This is a genomic window from Georgenia sp. Z2081, from assembly GCF_055326445.1.
The window spans coordinates 1-18,519 of the sequence record NZ_JBUZNK010000001.1 but is presented as its reverse complement, the minus strand read 5'-3'; the positions used below and the strand labels follow the sequence as shown (position 1 = coordinate 18,519).

The following is an 18,519-nucleotide window of genomic DNA, read 5'->3' as shown; positions in this document are numbered from 1 at the left end:
GGCCCGCCCCGGCCACCGGGGCGGGCCGCGCGCCCGTCCAGCCACCGCCCACCGAGCCGACACCATTCACGAGGAGCACGCGCCGGCACGAGCCATCACCTGAGCCAGACGCAGATTCGATCAGCACTCGTCGTCGACGACGACACACGAGGAGAAGGACCGACATGCGAACTACTCGGACATGGCTGACGGCCGGCGCCGTCACGACGGCGGCCGCACCGGCGCTCGCCGCCTGCGGCGGCGGGGACGACCCGGACGAGGGGGCCGGCAGCGACGGTGGCGACGGCTCCGGGGAGACGATCACGATCGGCGTCTTCCACGGCTGGGAGGAGGGCATCGCCGCCTCCTACATCTGGAAGCACATCCTCGAGGAGCAGGGCTACGCGGTCGAGACGGAGCACGCCGACGTCGGCGTCGTCTTCACCGGCCTCGCCGCCGGGGACTACGACCTCAACTTCAACGTGGCGCTCCCGCACAACCACGAGGACTATCTCGAGCAGTACGGCGACGACATCGAGGACCTCGGCGTCTGGTTCGAGGACTACCCGAACACGATGGTCGTCAACGACGACGCCCCGATCACCTCCTTGACCGAGCTCGCCGACCACGCCGACGAGTTCGACAACCGCATCGTCGGCATCGAGCCCGGCGCCGGCCTCACCCGCTACGTGCAGGACTCGGTAATCCCCACCTATGGGCTGGAGGACATGGAGTTCGTCGTCTCCTCCACGCCGTCGATGCTCGCGGACCTGCAGGGTGCGATCGAGTCGGGGGAGAACGTGGTCGCCACGCTGTGGCGCCCGCACTGGGCCTACGACGCGTTCCCGATCCGGGACCTCGAGGACCCCGAGGGCGCCCTCGGCCCGCCGAACGACATCCACACGTTCAGCAGTCCCGGGTTCGCCGAGGAGCATCCCGAGGTGGCCGAGTGGAGCGGCCGGTTCGCGATGGACGACGAGCAGGTCTCCTCGCTGGAGACCATCATGTTCAACGAGCTGAACGGTGAGGAGAACGACGAGGCCGTGGACCGGTGGGTGGAGGAGAACCCGGACTTCGTGCCCGAGATCGTCGGGGAATGACCCCCACCGACGGAGCGTGCGGCCCCGCCGCTCCCGGCCGATCACCAGTCGAAGGAGACACATGCGAACGACGACCCGCCGGACCGCCACCACGGCCGTAGCACTGGCCCTCACCCTGTCCGCCTGCGGCGGCGAAGATGACGACGGCGCGTCCGGCGGCGGGTCGGCCGATGCGGCGGAGCCCATCGTCATCGGCATCCCGGCGGGCTGGGAGGAGGCGCTGGCGACCGGCCACCTGTGGCAGCGCATCCTCGAGGACCAGGACTACGAGGTCGAGCTGGAGATCGTCGACATGGCCGTGCTGTGGACGGGCCTGGCCGAGGGCCAGTACGACCTCAACTTCGACGTCTGGCTCCCGGAGGCCAACTCCCCGCACATGGCGGAGTACGGCGACCGGGTCGAGGAGATCGGCATGTGGTACGAGGAGGCGCCGATGACCATCGCCGTCAACGAGGACGCCCCGATCACCTCGCTCGCCGAGCTCGCGGAGAACGCCGACGAGTTCGACAACCGGATCGTCGGCATCGAGTCCGGCGCGGTGCTCACGTCGCTGACCGAGAACGAGGTCATCCCGACCTACGGCCTGGAGGACATGGAGTACGTGACCTCCTCGACGACGGCGATGCTCGCCGAGGTGGAGGCGGCCACCTCGAGCGGGGACAACATCGTCGTCACGCTGTGGCGACCGCACTGGGCCTACGACGCGTTCCCCATCCGGGACCTCGAGGACCCCGAAGGCGCACTCGGCGTGCCCGACGACATCTACGTCTACGGGCACCTGGGGTTCGCGGAGGAGTACCCGGAGGTCGCCGAGTGGCTCAGCGGCTTCTACATGACCAGCGAGGAGCTGCACTCGCTGGAGAACATCATGTTCAACGAGATGGGCGGCGAGTCCAACGACGACGCCGTCGACCAGTGGCTCGAGGACAACCCGGACTACGTCGACGCCGTCCTCTCCGGAGAGGTCGCCGACGGTGCGGGCGCGGAGTCCGGTTCGGAGTCCGGTTCGGAGTCCGCGTCCGAGGACGGGGCGGAGACAGAGAGCTGACCGTGTCGCGCCGGAGGCGTCGGTGCGGTCAGGCGGCGCTGTGGTCTGGCGGGGCCGTGGTCAGGCATCGCCGCGGCCCCTGGCCGTTGGGGGCTGCGGTGTGCGCAGCCGCCACCACCAGAAGAGGCTGACCGGTGGCACGAGCACGGCCACCACGATGGCGCCCGCGTAGATGAACTCGGTGTCGTCGAACGCCAGCAGCCCGAGCAGCGGGCCGACGGGGGCCGTCAGCCAGGCGAGGCCGATCCGGGCGACCTTCGAGCCGCGGCCCCGGTCGGCCAGCGGGCGCGGGTCACCCGGTCGGGACGTCGCCTCGCCCGCCCAGTTCTGCGCCGTCACGGCCCGGGTCACGAGCAGCCCGGTGGCCACCGCGACCGCGGTCAGGCCGACCTGCCGGTGCAGGTACACGTCCACAGCCAGCAGCACCACGGCCGGCGGGAGAGTGAGCAACGCGGCCTGGACGAGGTCGACGAGCAGGACGGACCCGGTACTCATCGACCGTGCGTCGCCGCGGCCCTCGTACCAGGTGCGACCGTTGCGCCACCGGCGGTACGGCCACAGCACCGCCGCGCCGACCACGAGCCCGAGGGTGCCGCCCGTCGTCGCCGCGCCCGAGGTGCCGTCGGGCCCGCGGTTCGGCTCGAACCGGAGGTTGCCGGCGTCGTCGATCAGCACGTCGGCCAGGAGGGCGGCGACCAGGACGGCGACGGCGGCCACCGCCGTCGTCGCCGCGACGTCCCACAGGGCCGAGGCCCACGGACGGCGCGCCGGCCAGGGTTCCTCGTTCGGGTGGTGAGGACGGCCGGGCCAGGTCGTGCCGGGCCACGGTGCGAAAGGTTCCGGCCGATGCGCCTCGGCCCGCGGGAAATGGGCGGGCCACTGCGCGGCCGGCCCCGACCGGTGCGCAGCCCCATGATCACCGTGCCGTCGACCGAACGGGCCCCTGCCACCGGGCGAGCTCATCGGCGCCCCTGGTGGCGGAGATGCTCGTGCTCGTGCCGCATACGGGTGTGGAGCTCCTGGTCGCGTCGCCTCGGCCCTCGCAGCTTGGGCCGGCCATAGACCAGGACGCCCACCCCGTTGGCGAGACCGACCAGCGCCATGAGGGTGACTGTCATGACGAGCCCCGGGCGGGGCTCGGGCACGAGCAGGACGGTGACCGCCCCGGCGAGTCCGAGCGGGACCCCGACGGCGAGACGCAGGAGGCGCGCCCCCACCGACCTGCGCACGAACTCCGGGTCCGGCGCATAGGGCCTGTAGCGCCACGAAGTCTGCTGCAGGCCCGTGTAGAGCAACGGATAGCGAACGGACCAGCTCGTGGTGAGCACCCCGAGGATGATCGCGCAGATCGCGCCCGTCAGCGCGAGGGTGCGGTCGCCGAGCTCGGCGGCCAGCACCGCGAGTGTCACGGGCGGGGCGTAGAGCAGGACGTTCTGGACGAGGTCGACACCGATCGCGGCCGTCAGCCCCATCGATCGGCGGTCGCTGCGCGCGACGTACCAGGACCGCTTGTCCATGCGGGCGTCCTGCACCACCCGGACCACCCCGTACGCGATCCCGGCGATGCCGGCGGACACCGCCGCGTTCGCCCCGGGCGCGGTCGCGTCGCCGTACGTGGTCACCAGGAACAGCACGCCCACGGAGGCGGCGGCCATGAGGAGGGAGCCGAGCGTCGTCGCCACGACGTCGGACCTGCTCGAGCGGCCACCGTCGACGGCTGTGCTGGTCGGCGGTCCGGCCCGGCCGATCGGCGGTCCGGCCGAGCCGCTCGGCCGTTCGGGCCACCCATGTGGCTGGTCACCCCACCCGCGAGGTTCCGCGTTCTCGAAGGACGGGATGCCCGGCCCTGCGCCGTGAGCGGGACGGTGCGCGTCCCCCCGCGGCGCCTCCCACATCACCACGGTGGCACGTGCCCGGAGGGCGGGTCGGGGAGGACAGGACCGCCCGTGCGGCGATCGCGGTCCTGCTCCAGGCGCTCGGGCTCGCCGCGCTCGGGCTCCGGACGCTCGGGCTCCGTGCGCGCACGCGGTTCGCGCCCCGCGGGCTTCGACACGCGCCGGTCGAGGTTGTCCCACCAGGCCTGCACGCCGAAGAAGATCCACCCGGCCACCGCCCCGATGACGAGGAGGCCCACCATCGTCCCGACCTCCGGGGCGGGGGCGGGCACGAGCACGCCCGTCGCGGCCGCGGCCACGCCCATGACGACGCCGAGCAGGAACCGGGTCCAGCGGGCGGCCCGGCCTCGTCGGGTGAACCCGACGATCTCCTCGTGGATCCACTCGTGGCTGCGGTTACGCCGGTTCCCGTCGCCACGCAGCGGCTCGCGCGAGACCCAGACGGCGAGCGTGAGCCCGACGAGCATCGCGCACGCGAAACCCGTCAGCGAGAGCAGGCGCTCGCCGGCGCCGGCGGCCCCGACCGTCAGCGCCACCGCAGGCACGTAACCGAGGAACGCCTGCAGCACGTCGAGCCCGATCGCCGCTCCGGAGCCCATGGACCGGGCGTCGCTGCGGGCGACGTACCAGGAGCGGTCGTCCATGCGGAAGCGCTGGACGAGGATCACCACGCCACCGAGGACGAGGCCCGCGCCGGCCGACAGCGTCGCGACGAGCCCCGGCGCCATGCCCTGCCCGGAGCCGTCGATGAGCACGGCCGCGATCGCCGCCGCCGCGACCAGCAGGATCGAGGCGATCGTCGTCGTCGAGAGGTCGGACCGGGTCGATCGCCCGGCGTCGAGGCGAGGCCGCGCCGCGTCTCGTGCGCGCTGCCGGAGCTGGTCGGGCGACGGCCCGCCCGGCCCGCCGGGTGGGAGCTCCCAGAAGCTGCCGTTCCACACGCTGCCGTCGGGGGCGCGCCGGCCCGGCGCGGGTGGGTGCTGTGCAGAGGTGTACTGCGAGTGCGGGTCGACGTTCACGGGGACATTCTGGTGTCCCGGCCGTGCGTCCGCCGGTCGGCGGATGGGGACCTCGTCGGCAGGTCGTGCCCCATGCGCACGCCGTCGGGGGCGTGCGCAGGGCGGCCATACGGACTTTCGGTCACAGCGCCAGTGTCCTCGCCCGCGAATCCCGGCTACACCCGGGGAGCGGGTACCTCGGTGACCGGCATGTCGGCGTCGGGCGCGTATCGGCTGCCCACCGTGCGGTGCACGTGGGGGAGGCGCCTCGACGGCGTACCTCACCTTGTCGGTCGGCGACGTCGTCGGTGCTTCGTGGCAGCATGGACGCACCGCCCGAGACGTCCCTCGCGAGGCGACGACCCCACGCGCGACGCACGCGCGACGCATGACAAGGAGCACCGTGTCCGAGAAGCTCAAGCTCGTCTCCTCGGTCCAGGCCATCAACTGGAACCGCATCGACGACGACAAGGACCAGGAGGTCTGGGACCGCCTGACCTCGAACTTCTGGCTGCCGGAGAAGGTGCCGCTGTCGAACGACATCCAGTCGTGGGCGACCCTGAGCGAGCACGAGCAGCTGATGACCACCCGGGTGTTCACCGGCCTCACGCTGCTGGACACGGTGCAGGGCACCGTCGGCGCGGTCAGCCTCATCCCCGACGCCGTCACGCAGCACGAGGAGGCCGTCTACACGAACATCGCGTTCATGGAGTCGGTGCACGCGAAGTCGTACTCGTCGATCTTCTCCACGCTCATCTCGACCGCCGAGATCGACGACGCGTTCCGCTGGTCGGAGGAGAACGAGAACCTCCAGCGCAAGGCGCAGATCATCATGGACTACTACCGCGGTGACGACCCGGAGAAGCGAAAGGTCGCGTCCGTGATGCTCGAGTCGTTCCTCTTCTACTCGGGGTTCTACGCACCGATGTACTGGTCGAGCCGCGCGAAGCTGACGAACACCGCGGACCTCATCCGCCTCATCATCCGCGACGAGGCCGTGCACGGGTACTACATCGGCTACAAGTACCAGAAGGCCCTCGAGCGCTCCTCGGCCGAGCGTCGCCAGGAGCTCAAGGACTACACCTTCGAGCTCCTCCTCGAGCTCTACGAGAACGAGGAGCAGTACACCGAGGACCTCTACGACCCGCTCGGGCTCACGGAGGACGTCAAGGCGTTCCTCAAGTACAACGCCAACAAGGCCCTCAACAACCTCGGCTACGAGGGCCTGTTCACGGCCGACCAGACGGCCGTGAACCCGGCGATCCTCTCCTCGCTGAGCCCCAACGCGGACGAGAACCACGACTTCTTCTCCGGATCCGGCTCCTCCTACGTCATGGGCAAGGCGGAGAACACCGAGGACGAGGACTGGGACTTCTGAGTCCCCCGGCGGCGCCGCCACGCCCGAGCGCGCGGCGGCGCCGGCGACGACCGCGCGCCGGGAGGACCCGATGACGGAAGACGCACAGGTTCCGGCAGGCCGGGACGAGCTCGCCGCCCTCGCCGCCGCCCACGGGCTCGACATCGACCCGGCCTCGCTACGGATCGAGGAGGTCGGGCTGGACTACCGGGTGGCCATCGGGAGCACGGCTGCCGGTGAGTCGTGGGTGCTGCGCGTGCCCCGCCGGCCGGACGTCGCCGAGGGCATCGCGGCGGAGGCGGCGATCCTCGACGTCGTGCGGCCGCGCCTGTCGGTCGCGGTCCCGGACTGGCGTATCCGGTCGACCCGGCTCGTGGCCTACCCGCTGCTGCCAGGGTCGCCCGGGCTGACGGTCGATCCCGCCACCGGTGAGCCGGTCTGGCACGTCGACCCGACGTCGCGTACCTATGCACGTGCCTTCGGCGAGCTGCTCGCCGAGCTGCACGGCATCGACGTCGACGCGGCGGCGGCCGGTGGTGCGGTGGTCGAGACCCCGGACGAGGTGCGCACCCGTCGGGCCGGGGAGGTCGAGCGGGTCGCCGGATCCTTCCGCGTCGCGCCGCAGCTGCTCGAGCGATGGCGCACGTGGATCGGCGAGGACTCGTTCTGGCCGGACCGGTCCGTGCTCACCCACGGCGAGCTCTATCCCGCGCACGTGCTCGTCGACGAGGCCGACCGGCCGACCGCCGTGCTCGACTGGACGACGGCGAAGGTCTCCGACCCGGGCGCGGATCTCGCTCTGCACCACGCGACGGCGGGCCGGGAGGCGTTCGCCGTCACGCTCGAGGCCTACGAGGATGCCGGCGGTCGGACGTGGCCCCGGCTCGCGGACCACTGCGCCGAGCACATGGCCGCGAGCCCGGTCGGCTACGGGATCTACGCGCTCATCACCGGCAGGCCCGAGCACCGAGCCGCGGCGCAGGAGCTACTCGACCCGGCCTGACGGCTACGCGTCGTCGCGACGGCGTCGGGGCCAGAACGTGGCGGCCACGGCGAGGACGACGCCGACCATGCCGCCGACGACAGCGCCGCGCGCGAAGCTGTTCCCGATCCCGTCGGCCTGCGGCCCCACGACATCGAGGTCGGGCGGCGTGACGAGCCCGGAGCCGGTGACGATCGTCCAGCACATTGCCCCGAGCGCCAGCAGCATCCCGGTGCCGATGACGGCCCAGACCGAGACCCGCACGCCGAGCCGGGCGCGCCCTGCGACGTCGGTGAGGTCGACGTGGCGCCGCCGGGCCCACAGCATCGCCGACCAGGTCGGCACGCCGGTGAGGAGGATGAGCACGAGCGGGACGATCAGCGACCCGAGGACCGCGGCGACCACGGCGACCGCGAGCCCCGCGTAGATGCCGGCCCGCATGCCGACGGCCGAGGCCTCGTTGGCGATCGACCGCTCGCGCTCGTCGACCGGCTCGGGCCGGCGTGTCCCGGTCCCGCTCGTGGGGGTGTGCTCCGAGGTCATGAGGTCTCTCCCAGCTGGTCGGTGGCCGCCTCGGGGTGTGCGCCGAAGAGGTCCTCGACGGTCGACCCGAGGGTGCGCGCGATGCGCAGGGCCAGGAAGACCGAGGGGGCGTAGTCGCCCTGCTCGATCGCGATGACGGTGTGGCGGCTGACCCCCACGAGCGCGCCCAGCTCCGCCTGCGTGAGCCGGTGCTGCTTGCGGCGCTCGCGGACCGGGCTGACGGCGCCCGGGTCGGTGCGTGCCGGTGGGGTCATGCCGAGATGTTAAGGATCATCGACATTCAATGTCAAGGATCCTCTACACGCGGTGTCAACGATCCTCGACATCTCTCCCGAGCTCGACTCGGATCCGTCGAGTATGACCTCAGCGTGGTCCAGCTGGGCGGTCGGTGGTCCAGCTCGGCGGTGAGGTGGTCCAGCTGGGCGGTCAGTGGTCCAGCTGGGCGGTCGGTGGTCCAGCTCGGCGATGAGGTGGTCCAGCTGGGCGGTCAGTGGTCCGGCTGGGCGGTGAGGTGGTGGGCGCCGGGGTCAGTCCTCGGGCACGGTGACGAGGTAGTCGCCCGCGTCGTCGTCCCAGTCGAGATCGACGTGGCCCTCCGTCTCCGCGGCGCGGCAGAACTGCAGGAAGCTGCGGAAGCCGAAGGCCTTCTCGCTGAAGTCGGGGCGCCGCTTGCGCAGCCGGTTCTTCAGGCCGGACAGGGCGAAGGCACCGTCGTCGTTGCCGTCGCCCTCGGCCACGATCTCGACCAGCAGGGCGAACGTCTGCTCGAGGTCCCCCTGCTGGGGCAGCGAGACCTCGGGGTCGCCGGTCGCGGGTCCCGTCGACAGCTCGACGACGCCGCGGTCCGCCAGGTGCTTGAGGACTTCGCCGAACGAGCGGAACCCGAGGTCGGACTCGCTGAACGTCGGGTCCTTGCGCAGGAGCGCCCGCTTGAGCACGGACGCCGTCACGGAGTCGGACGTGGTCGCGAGCCCGGCGAGGGTCTGCGCCACGCGCACCTCGATCGGCTCGGTCTCGGCCGACTCGTCGGGCGAGCCGATCTCGTCGTCGACCGAGCCGTCGATCGAGCCGTCGATCGCCGGGGCGGCGTCGAGGTCCTGGTCGGCTGCGGCGCCGCCGGCGGCAACCGACCCGGTCGCACCGCCCCGGGCCGACCCGGCCGCGCCCGACGAACCCGCGCCCGACGACCCCGCACCCGACGAACCGGCACCGCCCCCTGTGCCCGACGGCAGCACCACCTGGGCGTCGTGCCGCTCCTGGCCGGTTCCGCCGCGGGCGTGCGCGCCCCGTCGTCGGGGGGCCTCCTCCCCGGGCTCCACGCCCTCGAGGCGGTCGTAGAAGAGGAACTCGTCGCACGCCGGCGGGAGGAGGCGGGAGGTCGAGAGCTCGACCCCGACGCCGATCACCCGCTTGTCCAGCTCCCGCAGCTTGTGGACGAGCGGCGAGAAGTCGCTGTCGCCGGTGCACAGGACGAAGGTCGAGACGTAGTCACGCTCGAACGCCATCTCGATCGCGTCGACCACCATCTTGATGTCGGCGGCGTTCTTCCGCGACGCGCCCATGCGCTGCGGCATCTCGATGAGCTCGAACTGGTGGCGGGTGAGCATGCGGCGGTCCTCGTCGAAGAACGACCAGTCCGCGTAGGCACGGCGCGTGAGGCTGCGGCCGCGCACCGCGAGCGCGTCGGCGATGGGACCGAAGTCGAACGCCATCCCGCCCAGGTGGTCGCGGGCGCCCAGCGCCAGGTTCTCGTAGTCGAGGAACACGGCCATCCGTGCGTCGTCGTCCATCCGGCCAGCCTATGGGGAGGTGAGCGCAAAGAATTCCGGCGACGACGACGGAGCCGGCGACCTAGCGTGACGGCTCGGCCCACGGTGCGGGCGGACGTGCGGAGCAGGCGCACCCGAGATGCACCACGGGCGGGCGGGCGTGGCCCCGCCGTCATGCACCCGCGCGGGATCGGAGGTGCTCGCCGTGGACATCCTCACCGACCTGGGGGGCGCCGCCGACGCGCTCGCCGCGTCGCCGTGGCTGCTCGTGCTGGTCGCGGGACTCGCCCTCGTCGACGGCCTGGTCCCGCCGGTGCCGAGCGAGACGATCCTGGTCAGTGCCACCGTGCTGGCCCTGTCCGGCGGTGGCGTCCACGTCGTCCTCATCGTGCTCGCGGCGGCTGCCGGCGCGTTCGTCGGCGACACCATCGCCTACCTGCTCGGCCGTCTCGTCCCGATCCACCGCCTGCCAGGGCTCCGGGGTGAGCGGGGGCGCCGGGCGGTGGGCTCCGCGGGACGCGCGCTCGAGCGCCGTGGCGTGCCCGTGATCGTCGCCGCGCGGTTCGTCCCGGTCGGCCGGGTGGCGGTCAACGTCGGGGCGGGGGTCCTCGACCTCGCCCCGCGCCGCTACCTGCCTGCCGCGGGCGCGGCGGCCCTCCTGTGGGCGGGCGTGACGGCGGCGCTGGGCGCGGGCGCGCACGCCGTGGTCGGCGGTCACCCGCTCGTGTCGGTGGCGATCGGGGTGTCCGCGGGGGTACTGCTCGGGCTCGGTCTGGACGCCCTCCTGCGGCGCAGGAGTGCCCGAGGTGGATGGCACCGGGCTTCGCGTCGGACGGCGAGGACGAGCGGTAACGCCGAGCGGTGACGCCGACCTACCTGCGGACGGCGCCCCAGAGCGCTGCCCACTGCTCGGGCCCGAGGTCGCGTGGCAGGGCTCGCTCCGCCACACCGGCACGGCCCAGCGCGCGTCGTGCGGTGCGCTGGTCCGTGCGCCCCGCACGTTCGACGACCCGAGCGAGCCCCCCGCCGGGACCCGTGAAGACTCCCCGGACGAACGCCTCGTAGCGGCGGCGCTCGCGGTGCGGGACGAGCGGCCGCGCACGGCGGACGACGCCGAGCACGCCGCCGTCCACGCTCGGCCTCGGTGCGAAGTGCGCCGCGGGGACACGGAACTCCAGGGTGAAGGCGAACCATGGCGCCGACGCGGCGGTGAGCATGGTTCCGCCGCCCACGCCGGCCCGTTTGCGCGCGACCTCCCACTGCGTGAGCAGGACGGCGCGCTGCCACCTCCCGGCACCGAGCAGACGCCGCAGCACCGGGGTGGTGAGGTGGAAGGGGATGTTGCCCGCGACGACCGGAGCGTCGAGGGCGATCCGGGTCGCGTCCGCGTGCTCGACGCGGACCCCCGGGACGCTGCGGCGCAGACGCCGGACCCGGTGCTCGTCGATCTCGACGGCCGTGAGCGGCCGACCCAGGCGTGCCAGCGCCCGGGTCAGTGCGCCGTCGCCGGCGCCGAGCTCGAGGATCGGCCCGTCCGTGTCGGCGACGAGGTCGGCGATCCGGTCGATCGTGGGTCGGTGGTGCAGGAAGTTCTGGCCGAGCTCGTGCCGGCCGCCGGCGGACGAGCGAGGGGAGGGGGTGCGAGGCATGGGTGCGCTCCACGAGGGTCGGTGGTGGAGCACCTCGGGGCGGCGCAGCAGGCGCGCGGGAGTGCCGGCGGTGGCGTGGCTCGGCCGAGGTGCGGCTGACTCTCGGACGGCGCGCGGACGCACCCGGCCTGGCCGGGCGGGGCCCTGGAGGTGGACCGCGGCGCGCCGTCAGGCGCGGCGGTCGCGGTGCACGCGGGCGAGCGCCGTCGTCGGCGCGCTGCACACGATGCTGCTCATGACCTCACGGTAGACACGGCGACGGGCCGACGGCGAGGGATTTTCGTCGTCGGCCCGTCGATCGCGGGTGCGGGGCACGCCGCGGCTGGAGCGCTCAGAGCACCGCCTGCAGGAACGCCCGGGTGCGCTCCTGGGACGGGTTCGAGAACATCACGTCGGGCGGTCCCTCCTCGACGATGTGCCCGCCGTCGAACATCATCACGCGGTCGGACACGTCCTGGGCGAACTGCATCTCGTGCGTGACGATGAGCATCGTGATGTCTGTGTTGTTCGCGACCTCGCGCAGGACCCACAGGACGTCCTTGACGATCTCGGGGTCCAGGGCGGAGGTCACCTCGTCGAGGAGCAGGATCTCGGGGTCCATGGCCAGGGCGCGTGCGATCGCGACGCGCTGCTGCTGACCGCCCGAGAGCCTCGTGGGGTGCTCGTTCGCCTTGTCCGAGAGCCCGACCTGCTCGAGGAGCTCCAGGCCGCGGGTCCGGGCCTCGTCCTTCGAGCGCCCGAGCACGTGGATCGGCGCCTCGGTGATGTTCTCGATCACCGACATGTTGGGGAACAGGTGGAAGTGCTGGAAGACCATCCCGATCTTCGTCGTCATGCGCGCGACGTCCTTCGGCTTCCGCTCGACCCGTCGGTCCCCGCGCTGCTCGTGGGTCAGCGGCTTCCCGTCGACGTAGATGAACCCGCCGGTGAGGTGCTCGAGCGTCATGACCAGGCGCAGGATCGTCGTCTTGCCCGACCCGGACGGGCCGATGAGCGTGACCCGCTCCCCGCGGTTGACGGAGAAGTTGAGGTTCTCCAGCACCGTGTGGTCGCCGAACTTCTTCAGCACGTTCTCGAACCGGAGCTTCGGCTCGCCGGTGGCGTGCGCGTCGCCGCCCCCGGTGCCCGAGGAGGCGGTCCCGCCGTTCCCGATGGGGTCGTGGCTGTCAGTAGGTGGCAAGGCGCTTCTCCATCTTGCGTAGCAGGACCGACGTCCCGTAGCTGGCGACCAGGAAGATCAGGCCGGCGAGCACGAGCGCCTCGGTGTAGGTGAACGTCCGGGAGCCGTACCGCTCCGCCTCGCGGACCATCTCGCCCACGAAGATGACGGTGAGGAAGGGGGTGTCCTTGAACATCGAGATCACCCAGGTACCCAGGGCGGGCAGGGTCGTGCGGACCGCCTGCGGGATGATCACCTTGACCCACGTGCGGGTGCGGGACATCGACAGGGCCGTCGAGGCCTCCCACTGGCCCTTCGGGATCGCGTCGATCCCGGACCGGTAGACCTCTGCCATGTAGGTCGCGTAGTGAACGCCGAGGACCACCACGCCGATCGTCATGCCGCTGAGGTTGTTGAACGTGTAGAAGACGAACAGCAGCTGGATGACCACCGGCGTCATGCGGATGAACTCCATCACCGCGTGGATCGGCATGGAGATCCACTTCGGCATGACCCTGCGGATGATGGCGACGATCAGGCCGAGCACGGCGGCGATGAGCGATCCCAGCACCGTCGCGACGAGTGTGACCTGCAGGAAGGCCATGAGGAGGTCGGGGAAGACCTCGGCGGCGCGGTCCCAGCTCCAGATGTCACTCACCGGACACCACCGGGTTCGGCTTGGCGACCTGCACGTCGAACATCTCCTTCATCGGCGCGCCCTGACCCAGCTTGCGCTTCGCCTGCCGCTCGAGGAGCTGTGCGAGCAGGACGATGACCAGCGAGATGAGGAAGTAGATGACCATCCCGACGCCGTAGGAGAAGAACGTGCTCCCGGTCTGCGAACGCAGGATGTCCGTCTGCCACGTGAGGTCGTGCATGAGGATGATGTAGGCGACCGCGGTGCCCTTGAGAAGCATGACCGCGAGGTTGCTCAGCGAGGGCAGCATGATGGCCCACGCCTGCGGCCAGATCACCCGGCGCATGTGGTGCAACGGGCTGATGCTCAGCGCGGTGCCGACCTCCCACTGTCCCTTGGGCACGTTGTTGATCGCTCCGCGCACCACCTCGGCGCCGTAGGCCCCGTAGTTGAACGAGAGCGCGAAGATGCCGCAGAACAGTCCGGTGAACGTCACGCCGAACAGCGGGAGCACGTAGAAGAGCACGTAGAGCAGGACAAGCAGCGAGATCCCGCGGAAGAACTCGATGAGCAGACGCGCCGGCACCCGCAGGTACCAGCGCTCGCTCCTGACCACCAGCCCGAGGACGATGGCGATGACGAAGGCGCCGATGATGCCGCCGACGGTCAGCTGGAGGGTGATGAGGACGCCCTCCCAGAGCTGGGGAAGCGCCCCGACGACTGCGTCGAGGTTGTCGCTCACCGGATCAGATGTCTCCGGCGCAGAGCTGTTCGGTGGTCAGGTCGCCGGTCGGGCGCTCCTCGGCCGTGAAGCCGAACTCGCCGACGATCTCGAGGTAACGCTCCTCGTCACCCACGATCTCTGCGAGCACCTCGTTGTAGGCGTCCCGCAGCTCGGTGTCGGCGTTGCGGAAGACGGTGCCGCCGGCGCCGACCTGCTCCACGCCGTCGATCTCGGCCACGAAGGACTCGGTGACCTCGATCGGGGCGTCCGGGTTGTTGTCGGCCATCCAGTTGAGCGAGATGCCCGTGAGGGCGAAGACGTCGGCTCGACCGTTGACGACGGCGTCCATCCCGTCCTGCGGGGTGCCGACCTCCATGGCGTCGATGCCGAGGTCGGCGGCGTAGGTGGCCTCGATGGCGCCGGTCATGGCCGCCATCTGGACGTCGGACTCCTCGACGGACTGCATGGACGGCTCGAGCCCGTCCGGGTTCCCCTCGGGAACCATGAGCGCGGTCGTGTACTGGAACTCCGGGTCGGAGAAGATCGCCTGCTCGCAGCGCTCGGGCAGGATCGACATGCCTGCGGCGACGACGTCGAAGCGCTCGGCCGTCAGCGCCTGGATGAGCTGCCCGAACTCGGCCTGCTGGCCCTCGACGGTGTCGACGCCGAGCTCGGCCCACACGGCCTCGTGCAGCGCGACGGTCGCGCCGGTGAGCTCGCCGTCCTCCATGAAGCTGTAGGGGGCCTCGCCGGCGAAGCCGACCGTGATGCTGCCGGCCTCCTGGAGATCCTCGAGCGTGAGCGTGGCACCGCTGCCACCGGAGGCGTCGCCGTCGTCGCCACCGCCCCCGCGGTCGGCGGACTCACCCTCGTCCGCGCAGGCGGCGAGGGTGAGGGCCAGGGCGGCGATCGTGGCGAGCGGGGCGATGCGACGGGCGCGACGCTGTGCTGTGGTGGTCAAGGGGTTCCTCCCGGTGGCGCGCACGATGCCCTGGGGGGCGGGCGCTCGAAGTGGCTGGCGGCGCCCGCGGTGCTGCGGGCCCTTGAACTCGACCACCGTATGGAGGGACGGCGCGGTGAACAACCGGTCGATCTGTGATCGTCCGATGCTCGATCCGGCCCGCCCCGGGGTGTCCGGGCGTGGCGCGACAGCGATCTTTCCGTGTCCTGGCAACGATCGGGGCGGCAGCGCGTGCGGGAGGCAGGGGCAGCCCCCGGGGCGCTCGCGGCGCGCCGGCATTGTTACGAGCTTGTGATTAACCAGCGCGATCGTGCCCCGTTCGTGTGGCACGTCTGACGTCGTCGTCGGTTACGGAGCGGTGACGTCCTGCGGCTCGTCGAGCTCGCTGATCACGGTCGTGGTCGTGGCGGTGCCCGCCGACGTCGTCACGTCGTTGACGGCACGGAGCGCGACGTACTCCCTCGTGACGAAGTACTCCACCGCGATCTCCTCGCCGCTCGAGCCCTCACCCGTGCCGGTGAGGACGGCGACCTCGGTACCGTCGATCGTCGCCGAGCCGGTGACGGCGACGTCGATGGGCTCGGTGGACGCGGCGGCCACCTGCGGGTCGTGGAGCTGCTGCAGCGAGACGGCCGCCTCGCCGGCGCCCGACAGCCGGGGGATCTCGGCCGCCTCGCCGGGCTCGAGCCAGTCACCGTCGGTCGTGGCCCACCAGTCGGCCCCGACGACGAGGATCCGCGCGACGCCGAGGTCCGCCTCGACGGCGAGCCCGTCCTCGGTGGAGACGCGCAGCTCGGTCCGGGCGTCCTGGCCGGCGTCGGTGGTCTGGACGTAGCCGACCACATCCCGCAGGGACTCCGCCTGGCAGGCCGCGAGGTCCGTCGTCGCCAGCTCGGTGCCTCCCGTGGCGAAGACGTCCGTGCACAGCAGCGACTCCGACTCCCGCGGCTCGCCGGTCTCCGAGAGCCAGGTGGGCGGTTCCTCGCTCTGGTCGGTGACGGGGACGAGGTCGTCGACCGACGCCGGGGCGTCCTCGTCGCCGGCATCGGAGGTGGTGTCGTCGCCCGAGTCGTCGCCCGACCCGCAGGCGGAGAGGAGGAGCGCGAGGGCGAGGACGAGGCCGGTGCGCGTGGTGCGGGTTGTGCGGGAGGCGGGGCGGACGTGGTGCACGCGCCCAGAGTCCCACGCGAAGGGGCGGCCGTGGAGTCGGGCGCGTGCGGCGGTGCCGGTGCCGCCGGGCTGCGGGGCAGTCGAGCCGCGCGGGTGCGGGGGCTCCCGTGGTCGCGCACCGCCTGACAGACTGGAGCCATGCGTCTCCCGGTGTCGCGGCCCGTCAGGATCCTCGTCGTGTGCACGGGAAACATCTGCCGCTCGCCGATGGGCGCGCTCGTGCTGGCCGACGCGCTCGAGCGGGCCGACGTCGATGCCGAGGTCGTCTCCGGCGGTACGTCCGACTACGAGGCCGGCAACCCGATCGACCCGCGCGCGGCGAGCACGTTGGCGCGGCGCGGGGTGGAGGTCGGTGCGCACACCGCGCGGCAGGTCACCGCCGAGGAGCTCGGCGCCGCCGACCTCGTGCTCGCCATGACCGAGGAGCACGCGGTGTGGCTTCGACGGCTCGCGGAGCGTTCGGGCAGCGACCCCGGCCGCATCATGCTGTGGCGGGCCGCCGACGGGCCCGACGCGCCGGGTGCTGGTGACGCCCGCGACGTCGGCACTCTCGACGTGCCGGACCCGTGGTGGGGCGACGACTCCGACTTCGAGGAGACCTACGAGATGCTCGCGCCGGGCGCTCAGGCACTGGCCGCGGCGCTCGCCGCCGGGCGGTCCGAGCTGTACCCGTGAGCCGCGGACGGTGCGAGCTGCCCCCCTGAGTCGCGGGCGGGACGACGCAAGTAGCCCGGCCAGGACATGGACGGCGTGCCGAGGACGCGGGCTACGCGTCGAGGACGCGGGGAACGCGCCGACTGGACATCCGCCGTCGGTACTCTCGGCGCAGACTCCGTGCCCTCGGCGACAAGCCGTGTCCTCGGCACCGACGCCGTGTCGTCGACAGTCCGAGGGCGCCCGACTCCGCTGCCTCGGGTCGTGCGGCTCAGCTGTCGGCCACGTCCAGGTGCTGCTCGATGCGCTCGACCTTCGCGGCGAGCTGGCCCGTGTAGCCCGGTCGCAGGTCGGCCTTGAGTACCAGGCTCACGCGCGGGCTGACCTCGGCGACGGCGTCGCACGCCCGCTTGATCACCGGCATGACCTCGTCCCACTCACCCTCGAGCGTGGTGTGGGTGGTCGTTGTTCGAGCGCCGCTGCGAGGAACCTTAGCCAGGACGAACCGCTGCTCGATGCGGGCAACACGGTCGTCGCCGCGGAGCTGGACATGCGCGTTGTCGCGGTGGCCGATCACGTGATCGATCTTGAACCCGGCGCGGGCGACGCCGGCGGGACCGTGGTTGCAGCGGGTCTGCTGCACGGATACGTGACAGGTGTTCTCAGGCCGCGAGTGCGATCTGAGTGGTCATGATGGTCTCGTACTCGATGGGGGTCAGGCGACCGAGCCGGTCCTGTCGCCTTCGGCGGTGGTAAGTCCGTTCGATCCAGGTCACGATCGCGATCCGCAGCTCGGCCCGAGTGGCCCAACGACGGCGGTTCAGGACGTTCTTCTGCAGGAGCGAGAAGAAGGACTCCATCGCGGCGTTGTCCCCCGCGGAGGCGACCTGGCCCATCGAGCCCACGAGGTCGTGGCAGCGTAGGGCGGCCAGGAATCGGCGCGACCTGAATTGGGAGCCGCGGTCCGAATGCACAACGCAACCGGCGACATCACCGCCGCGGCGGGAGACCCCCGATACCAGAGCGTCGACCGCGAGGCGGGTCTTCATGCGATCGCTGATCGAGTACCCCACGATCCGTCCCGAGTAGACGTCCTTGACCGCGCAGAGATAGATCTTGCCCTCACCGGTGGGGTGCTCGGTGATATCGGTCAGCCACAGCTCGTTGGGAGCGGTGGCCGTGAAGTCCCGCTCGACGAGATCGTCATGGGCCGGCGGGCCGGGCCGCTTGCCGTTCGCGTTGCGCTTCTTGCCGAACACGCTCCACCACCGGTTGTCCCGGCAGGTCCGCCAGACCGTGCGATCACACGCGACGTGCCCCGCTTCGCGGGCCTCGTCGGCCAGCAGGCGATACCCGAACTCCGGATCGTCCCGGTGAGCATCGAACAAGGCGTTCGCGAGGTAGGCCTGCTCGAGATCACGGTCGGTGACCGGGGTGGCGAGCCAGCGGTAGTAGGGCTGGCGGGCGAGCTTGAGGACCCGACACGTCACCGCGACAGGGATCCTGTCAGCGGCGAGCTCCTTTACGAGCGGGTACATCATTTCCCCGACAGGTTCGCCTGAGAGAGGTAGGCCGCTGCGCGGCGCAGGACCTCGTTCTCCTGCTCGAGCAGGCGGACACGCTTCTTCGCTTCGCGCAGCTCGGCCGACTCGCTCCGGGTCACGCCGGGGCGGTTGCCGTCCTCGACATCGGCGGCCTGTAGCCAGTTACGCAGGCAGGACTCGCTGATCCCGAAGTCTTTGGCGATGTCCTTGATCGGAGCGTCCCCGCGGCGGGCCACGGCCACGACATCGTCGCGGAACTCCTTGGGATGAGGTCTGGGCACGATCGACATCCTTCCAGCAGCACCTTCCGGCACCACAGATCAGGTGTCACCTATCCGTGCAGCAGACCC

20 protein-coding genes are annotated in these 18,519 nt (G+C 71.5%); 6 read left to right on the top strand and 14 right to left on the bottom strand.

Annotation, left to right across the window (positions count from 1 at the left end; genetic code table 11):
• Positions 1–164 precede the first annotated feature (164 nt).
• Both ACZLKG_RS00100 and ACZLKG_RS00095 read left to right on the top strand, forming a co-directional pair.
• Entirely contained in the window at positions 165–1,079 is a 915-nt protein-coding gene (locus tag ACZLKG_RS00100) for a glycine betaine ABC transporter substrate-binding protein (protein WP_425707172.1), read from the top strand.
• 61 nt (positions 1,080–1,140) lie between these two features.
• Positions 1,141–2,127: a glycine betaine ABC transporter substrate-binding protein gene (locus ACZLKG_RS00095; protein WP_425707171.1), complete on the top strand. Its 987-nt coding sequence runs from the start codon at positions 1,141–1,143 to the stop codon at positions 2,125–2,127.
• Positions 2,128–2,187: 60 nt separating this feature from the next.
• Here the strand turns inward: ACZLKG_RS00095 and ACZLKG_RS00090 are convergent, their stop codons facing one another.
• The 3 genes from ACZLKG_RS00090 to ACZLKG_RS00080 form a co-directional block, all read right to left on the bottom strand.
• Positions 2,188–2,844, bottom strand: coding sequence for a hypothetical protein (locus ACZLKG_RS00090; protein ID WP_463647495.1), 657 nt, complete (start codon positions 2,842–2,844; stop codon positions 2,188–2,190).
• A 242-nt stretch (positions 2,845–3,086) separates the two neighbouring features.
• A complete protein-coding gene (locus ACZLKG_RS00085; RefSeq protein WP_463647494.1) occupies positions 3,087–3,809 on the bottom strand; it encodes a hypothetical protein in 723 nt (240 codons plus the stop codon).
• A 212-nt stretch (positions 3,810–4,021) separates the two neighbouring features.
• Positions 4,022–5,041, bottom strand: coding sequence for a hypothetical protein (locus tag ACZLKG_RS00080; RefSeq protein ID WP_463647493.1), 1,020 nt, complete (start codon positions 5,039–5,041; stop codon positions 4,022–4,024).
• 382 nt (positions 5,042–5,423) lie between these two features.
• Between ACZLKG_RS00080 and nrdF the strand changes: the two genes are divergently transcribed.
• Both nrdF and ACZLKG_RS00070 read left to right on the top strand, forming a co-directional pair.
• On the top strand, positions 5,424–6,398 hold the full coding sequence (gene nrdF / locus ACZLKG_RS00075) for a class 1b ribonucleoside-diphosphate reductase subunit beta (RefSeq protein ID WP_463647492.1): 975 nt from the start codon (positions 5,424–5,426) through the stop codon (positions 6,396–6,398).
• A gap of 70 nt (positions 6,399–6,468) precedes the next feature.
• Entirely contained in the window at positions 6,469–7,380 is a 912-nt protein-coding gene (locus ACZLKG_RS00070) for a macrolide 2'-phosphotransferase (RefSeq protein ID WP_463647491.1), read from the top strand.
• Between the two features lie 3 nt (positions 7,381–7,383).
• On the opposite strand, the gene ACZLKG_RS00065 is transcribed toward ACZLKG_RS00070, so the two are convergent.
• From ACZLKG_RS00065 to ACZLKG_RS00055, 3 genes are all read right to left on the bottom strand, one after another.
• A complete protein-coding gene (locus tag ACZLKG_RS00065; RefSeq protein ID WP_463647490.1) occupies positions 7,384–7,902 on the bottom strand; it encodes a hypothetical protein in 519 nt (172 codons plus the stop codon).
• Positions 7,899–8,156 carry a helix-turn-helix transcriptional regulator gene (locus ACZLKG_RS00060; protein WP_425707164.1) on the bottom strand — a complete coding sequence of 86 codons (258 nt, stop codon included), beginning with the start codon at positions 8,154–8,156 and terminating at the stop codon, positions 7,899–7,901. The genes ACZLKG_RS00065 and ACZLKG_RS00060 overlap by 4 nt, the downstream gene beginning before the upstream one ends.
• Before the next feature lie 273 nt (positions 8,157–8,429).
• Positions 8,430–9,692: an NYN domain-containing protein gene (locus ACZLKG_RS00055; RefSeq protein ID WP_425707163.1), complete on the bottom strand. Its 1,263-nt coding sequence runs from the start codon at positions 9,690–9,692 to the stop codon at positions 8,430–8,432.
• Between the two features lie 184 nt (positions 9,693–9,876).
• Here ACZLKG_RS00055 and ACZLKG_RS00050 point away from each other — a divergent pair, with 184 nt between their 5' ends.
• Positions 9,877–10,536: a DedA family protein gene (locus ACZLKG_RS00050; protein ID WP_425707162.1), complete on the top strand. Its 660-nt coding sequence runs from the start codon at positions 9,877–9,879 to the stop codon at positions 10,534–10,536.
• A 7-nt stretch (positions 10,537–10,543) separates the two neighbouring features.
• Here the strand turns inward: ACZLKG_RS00050 and erm are convergent, their stop codons facing one another.
• The 6 genes from erm to ACZLKG_RS00020 all read right to left on the bottom strand — a co-directional run bounded on the left by erm (position 10,544) and on the right by ACZLKG_RS00020 (position 15,971).
• Positions 10,544–11,320 carry a 23S ribosomal RNA methyltransferase Erm gene (erm, locus tag ACZLKG_RS00045; protein WP_425707161.1) on the bottom strand — a complete coding sequence of 259 codons (777 nt, stop codon included), beginning with the start codon at positions 11,318–11,320 and terminating at the stop codon, positions 10,544–10,546.
• A gap of 331 nt (positions 11,321–11,651) precedes the next feature.
• Complete coding sequence (gene ehuA / locus ACZLKG_RS00040; protein ID WP_463647489.1) at positions 11,652–12,500, bottom strand: ectoine/hydroxyectoine ABC transporter ATP-binding protein EhuA; 849 nt, start codon at positions 12,498–12,500, stop codon at positions 11,652–11,654.
• Positions 12,487–13,137 (bottom strand): ectoine/hydroxyectoine ABC transporter permease subunit EhuD, encoded by a 651-nt coding sequence (gene ehuD / locus ACZLKG_RS00035; RefSeq protein ID WP_463647488.1) that lies wholly within the window; start codon positions 13,135–13,137, stop codon positions 12,487–12,489. The genes ehuA and ehuD overlap by 14 nt, the downstream gene beginning before the upstream one ends.
• Positions 13,130–13,858 (bottom strand): amino acid ABC transporter permease, encoded by a 729-nt coding sequence (locus ACZLKG_RS00030; RefSeq protein ID WP_425707159.1) that lies wholly within the window; start codon positions 13,856–13,858, stop codon positions 13,130–13,132. Before ACZLKG_RS00030 ends, ehuD begins: the two co-directional genes overlap by 8 nt.
• A 4-nt stretch (positions 13,859–13,862) precedes the next feature.
• Positions 13,863–14,801, bottom strand: a complete 939-nt coding sequence (locus ACZLKG_RS00025) for a transporter substrate-binding domain-containing protein (protein WP_463647487.1) — start codon at positions 14,799–14,801, stop codon at positions 13,863–13,865.
• A 348-nt stretch (positions 14,802–15,149) separates the two neighbouring features.
• Positions 15,150–15,971: a hypothetical protein gene (locus ACZLKG_RS00020; RefSeq protein WP_425707157.1), complete on the bottom strand. Its 822-nt coding sequence runs from the start codon at positions 15,969–15,971 to the stop codon at positions 15,150–15,152.
• 138 nt (positions 15,972–16,109) lie between these two features.
• Here ACZLKG_RS00020 and ACZLKG_RS00015 point away from each other — a divergent pair, with 138 nt between their 5' ends.
• On the top strand, positions 16,110–16,646 hold the full coding sequence (locus ACZLKG_RS00015) for a low molecular weight protein-tyrosine-phosphatase (RefSeq protein ID WP_425707156.1): 537 nt from the start codon (positions 16,110–16,112) through the stop codon (positions 16,644–16,646).
• Between the two features lie 250 nt (positions 16,647–16,896).
• Here ACZLKG_RS00015 and ACZLKG_RS00010 read toward each other — a convergent pair whose 3' ends face one another.
• Entirely contained in the window at positions 16,897–17,268 is a 372-nt protein-coding gene (locus tag ACZLKG_RS00010; RefSeq protein WP_463647486.1) for a thiamine-binding protein, read from the bottom strand.
• Between the two features lie 19 nt (positions 17,269–17,287).
• Positions 17,288–18,450, bottom strand: a protein-coding gene (locus ACZLKG_RS00005) for an IS3 family transposase (protein WP_463647485.1) whose coding sequence is annotated in 2 segments (ribosomal slippage) — positions 17,288–18,181 and positions 18,184–18,450 — 1,161 coding nt in all. Because the reading frame shifts where the segments join, the coding sequence is not laid out codon by codon here.
• Positions 18,451–18,519 lie beyond the last annotated feature (69 nt).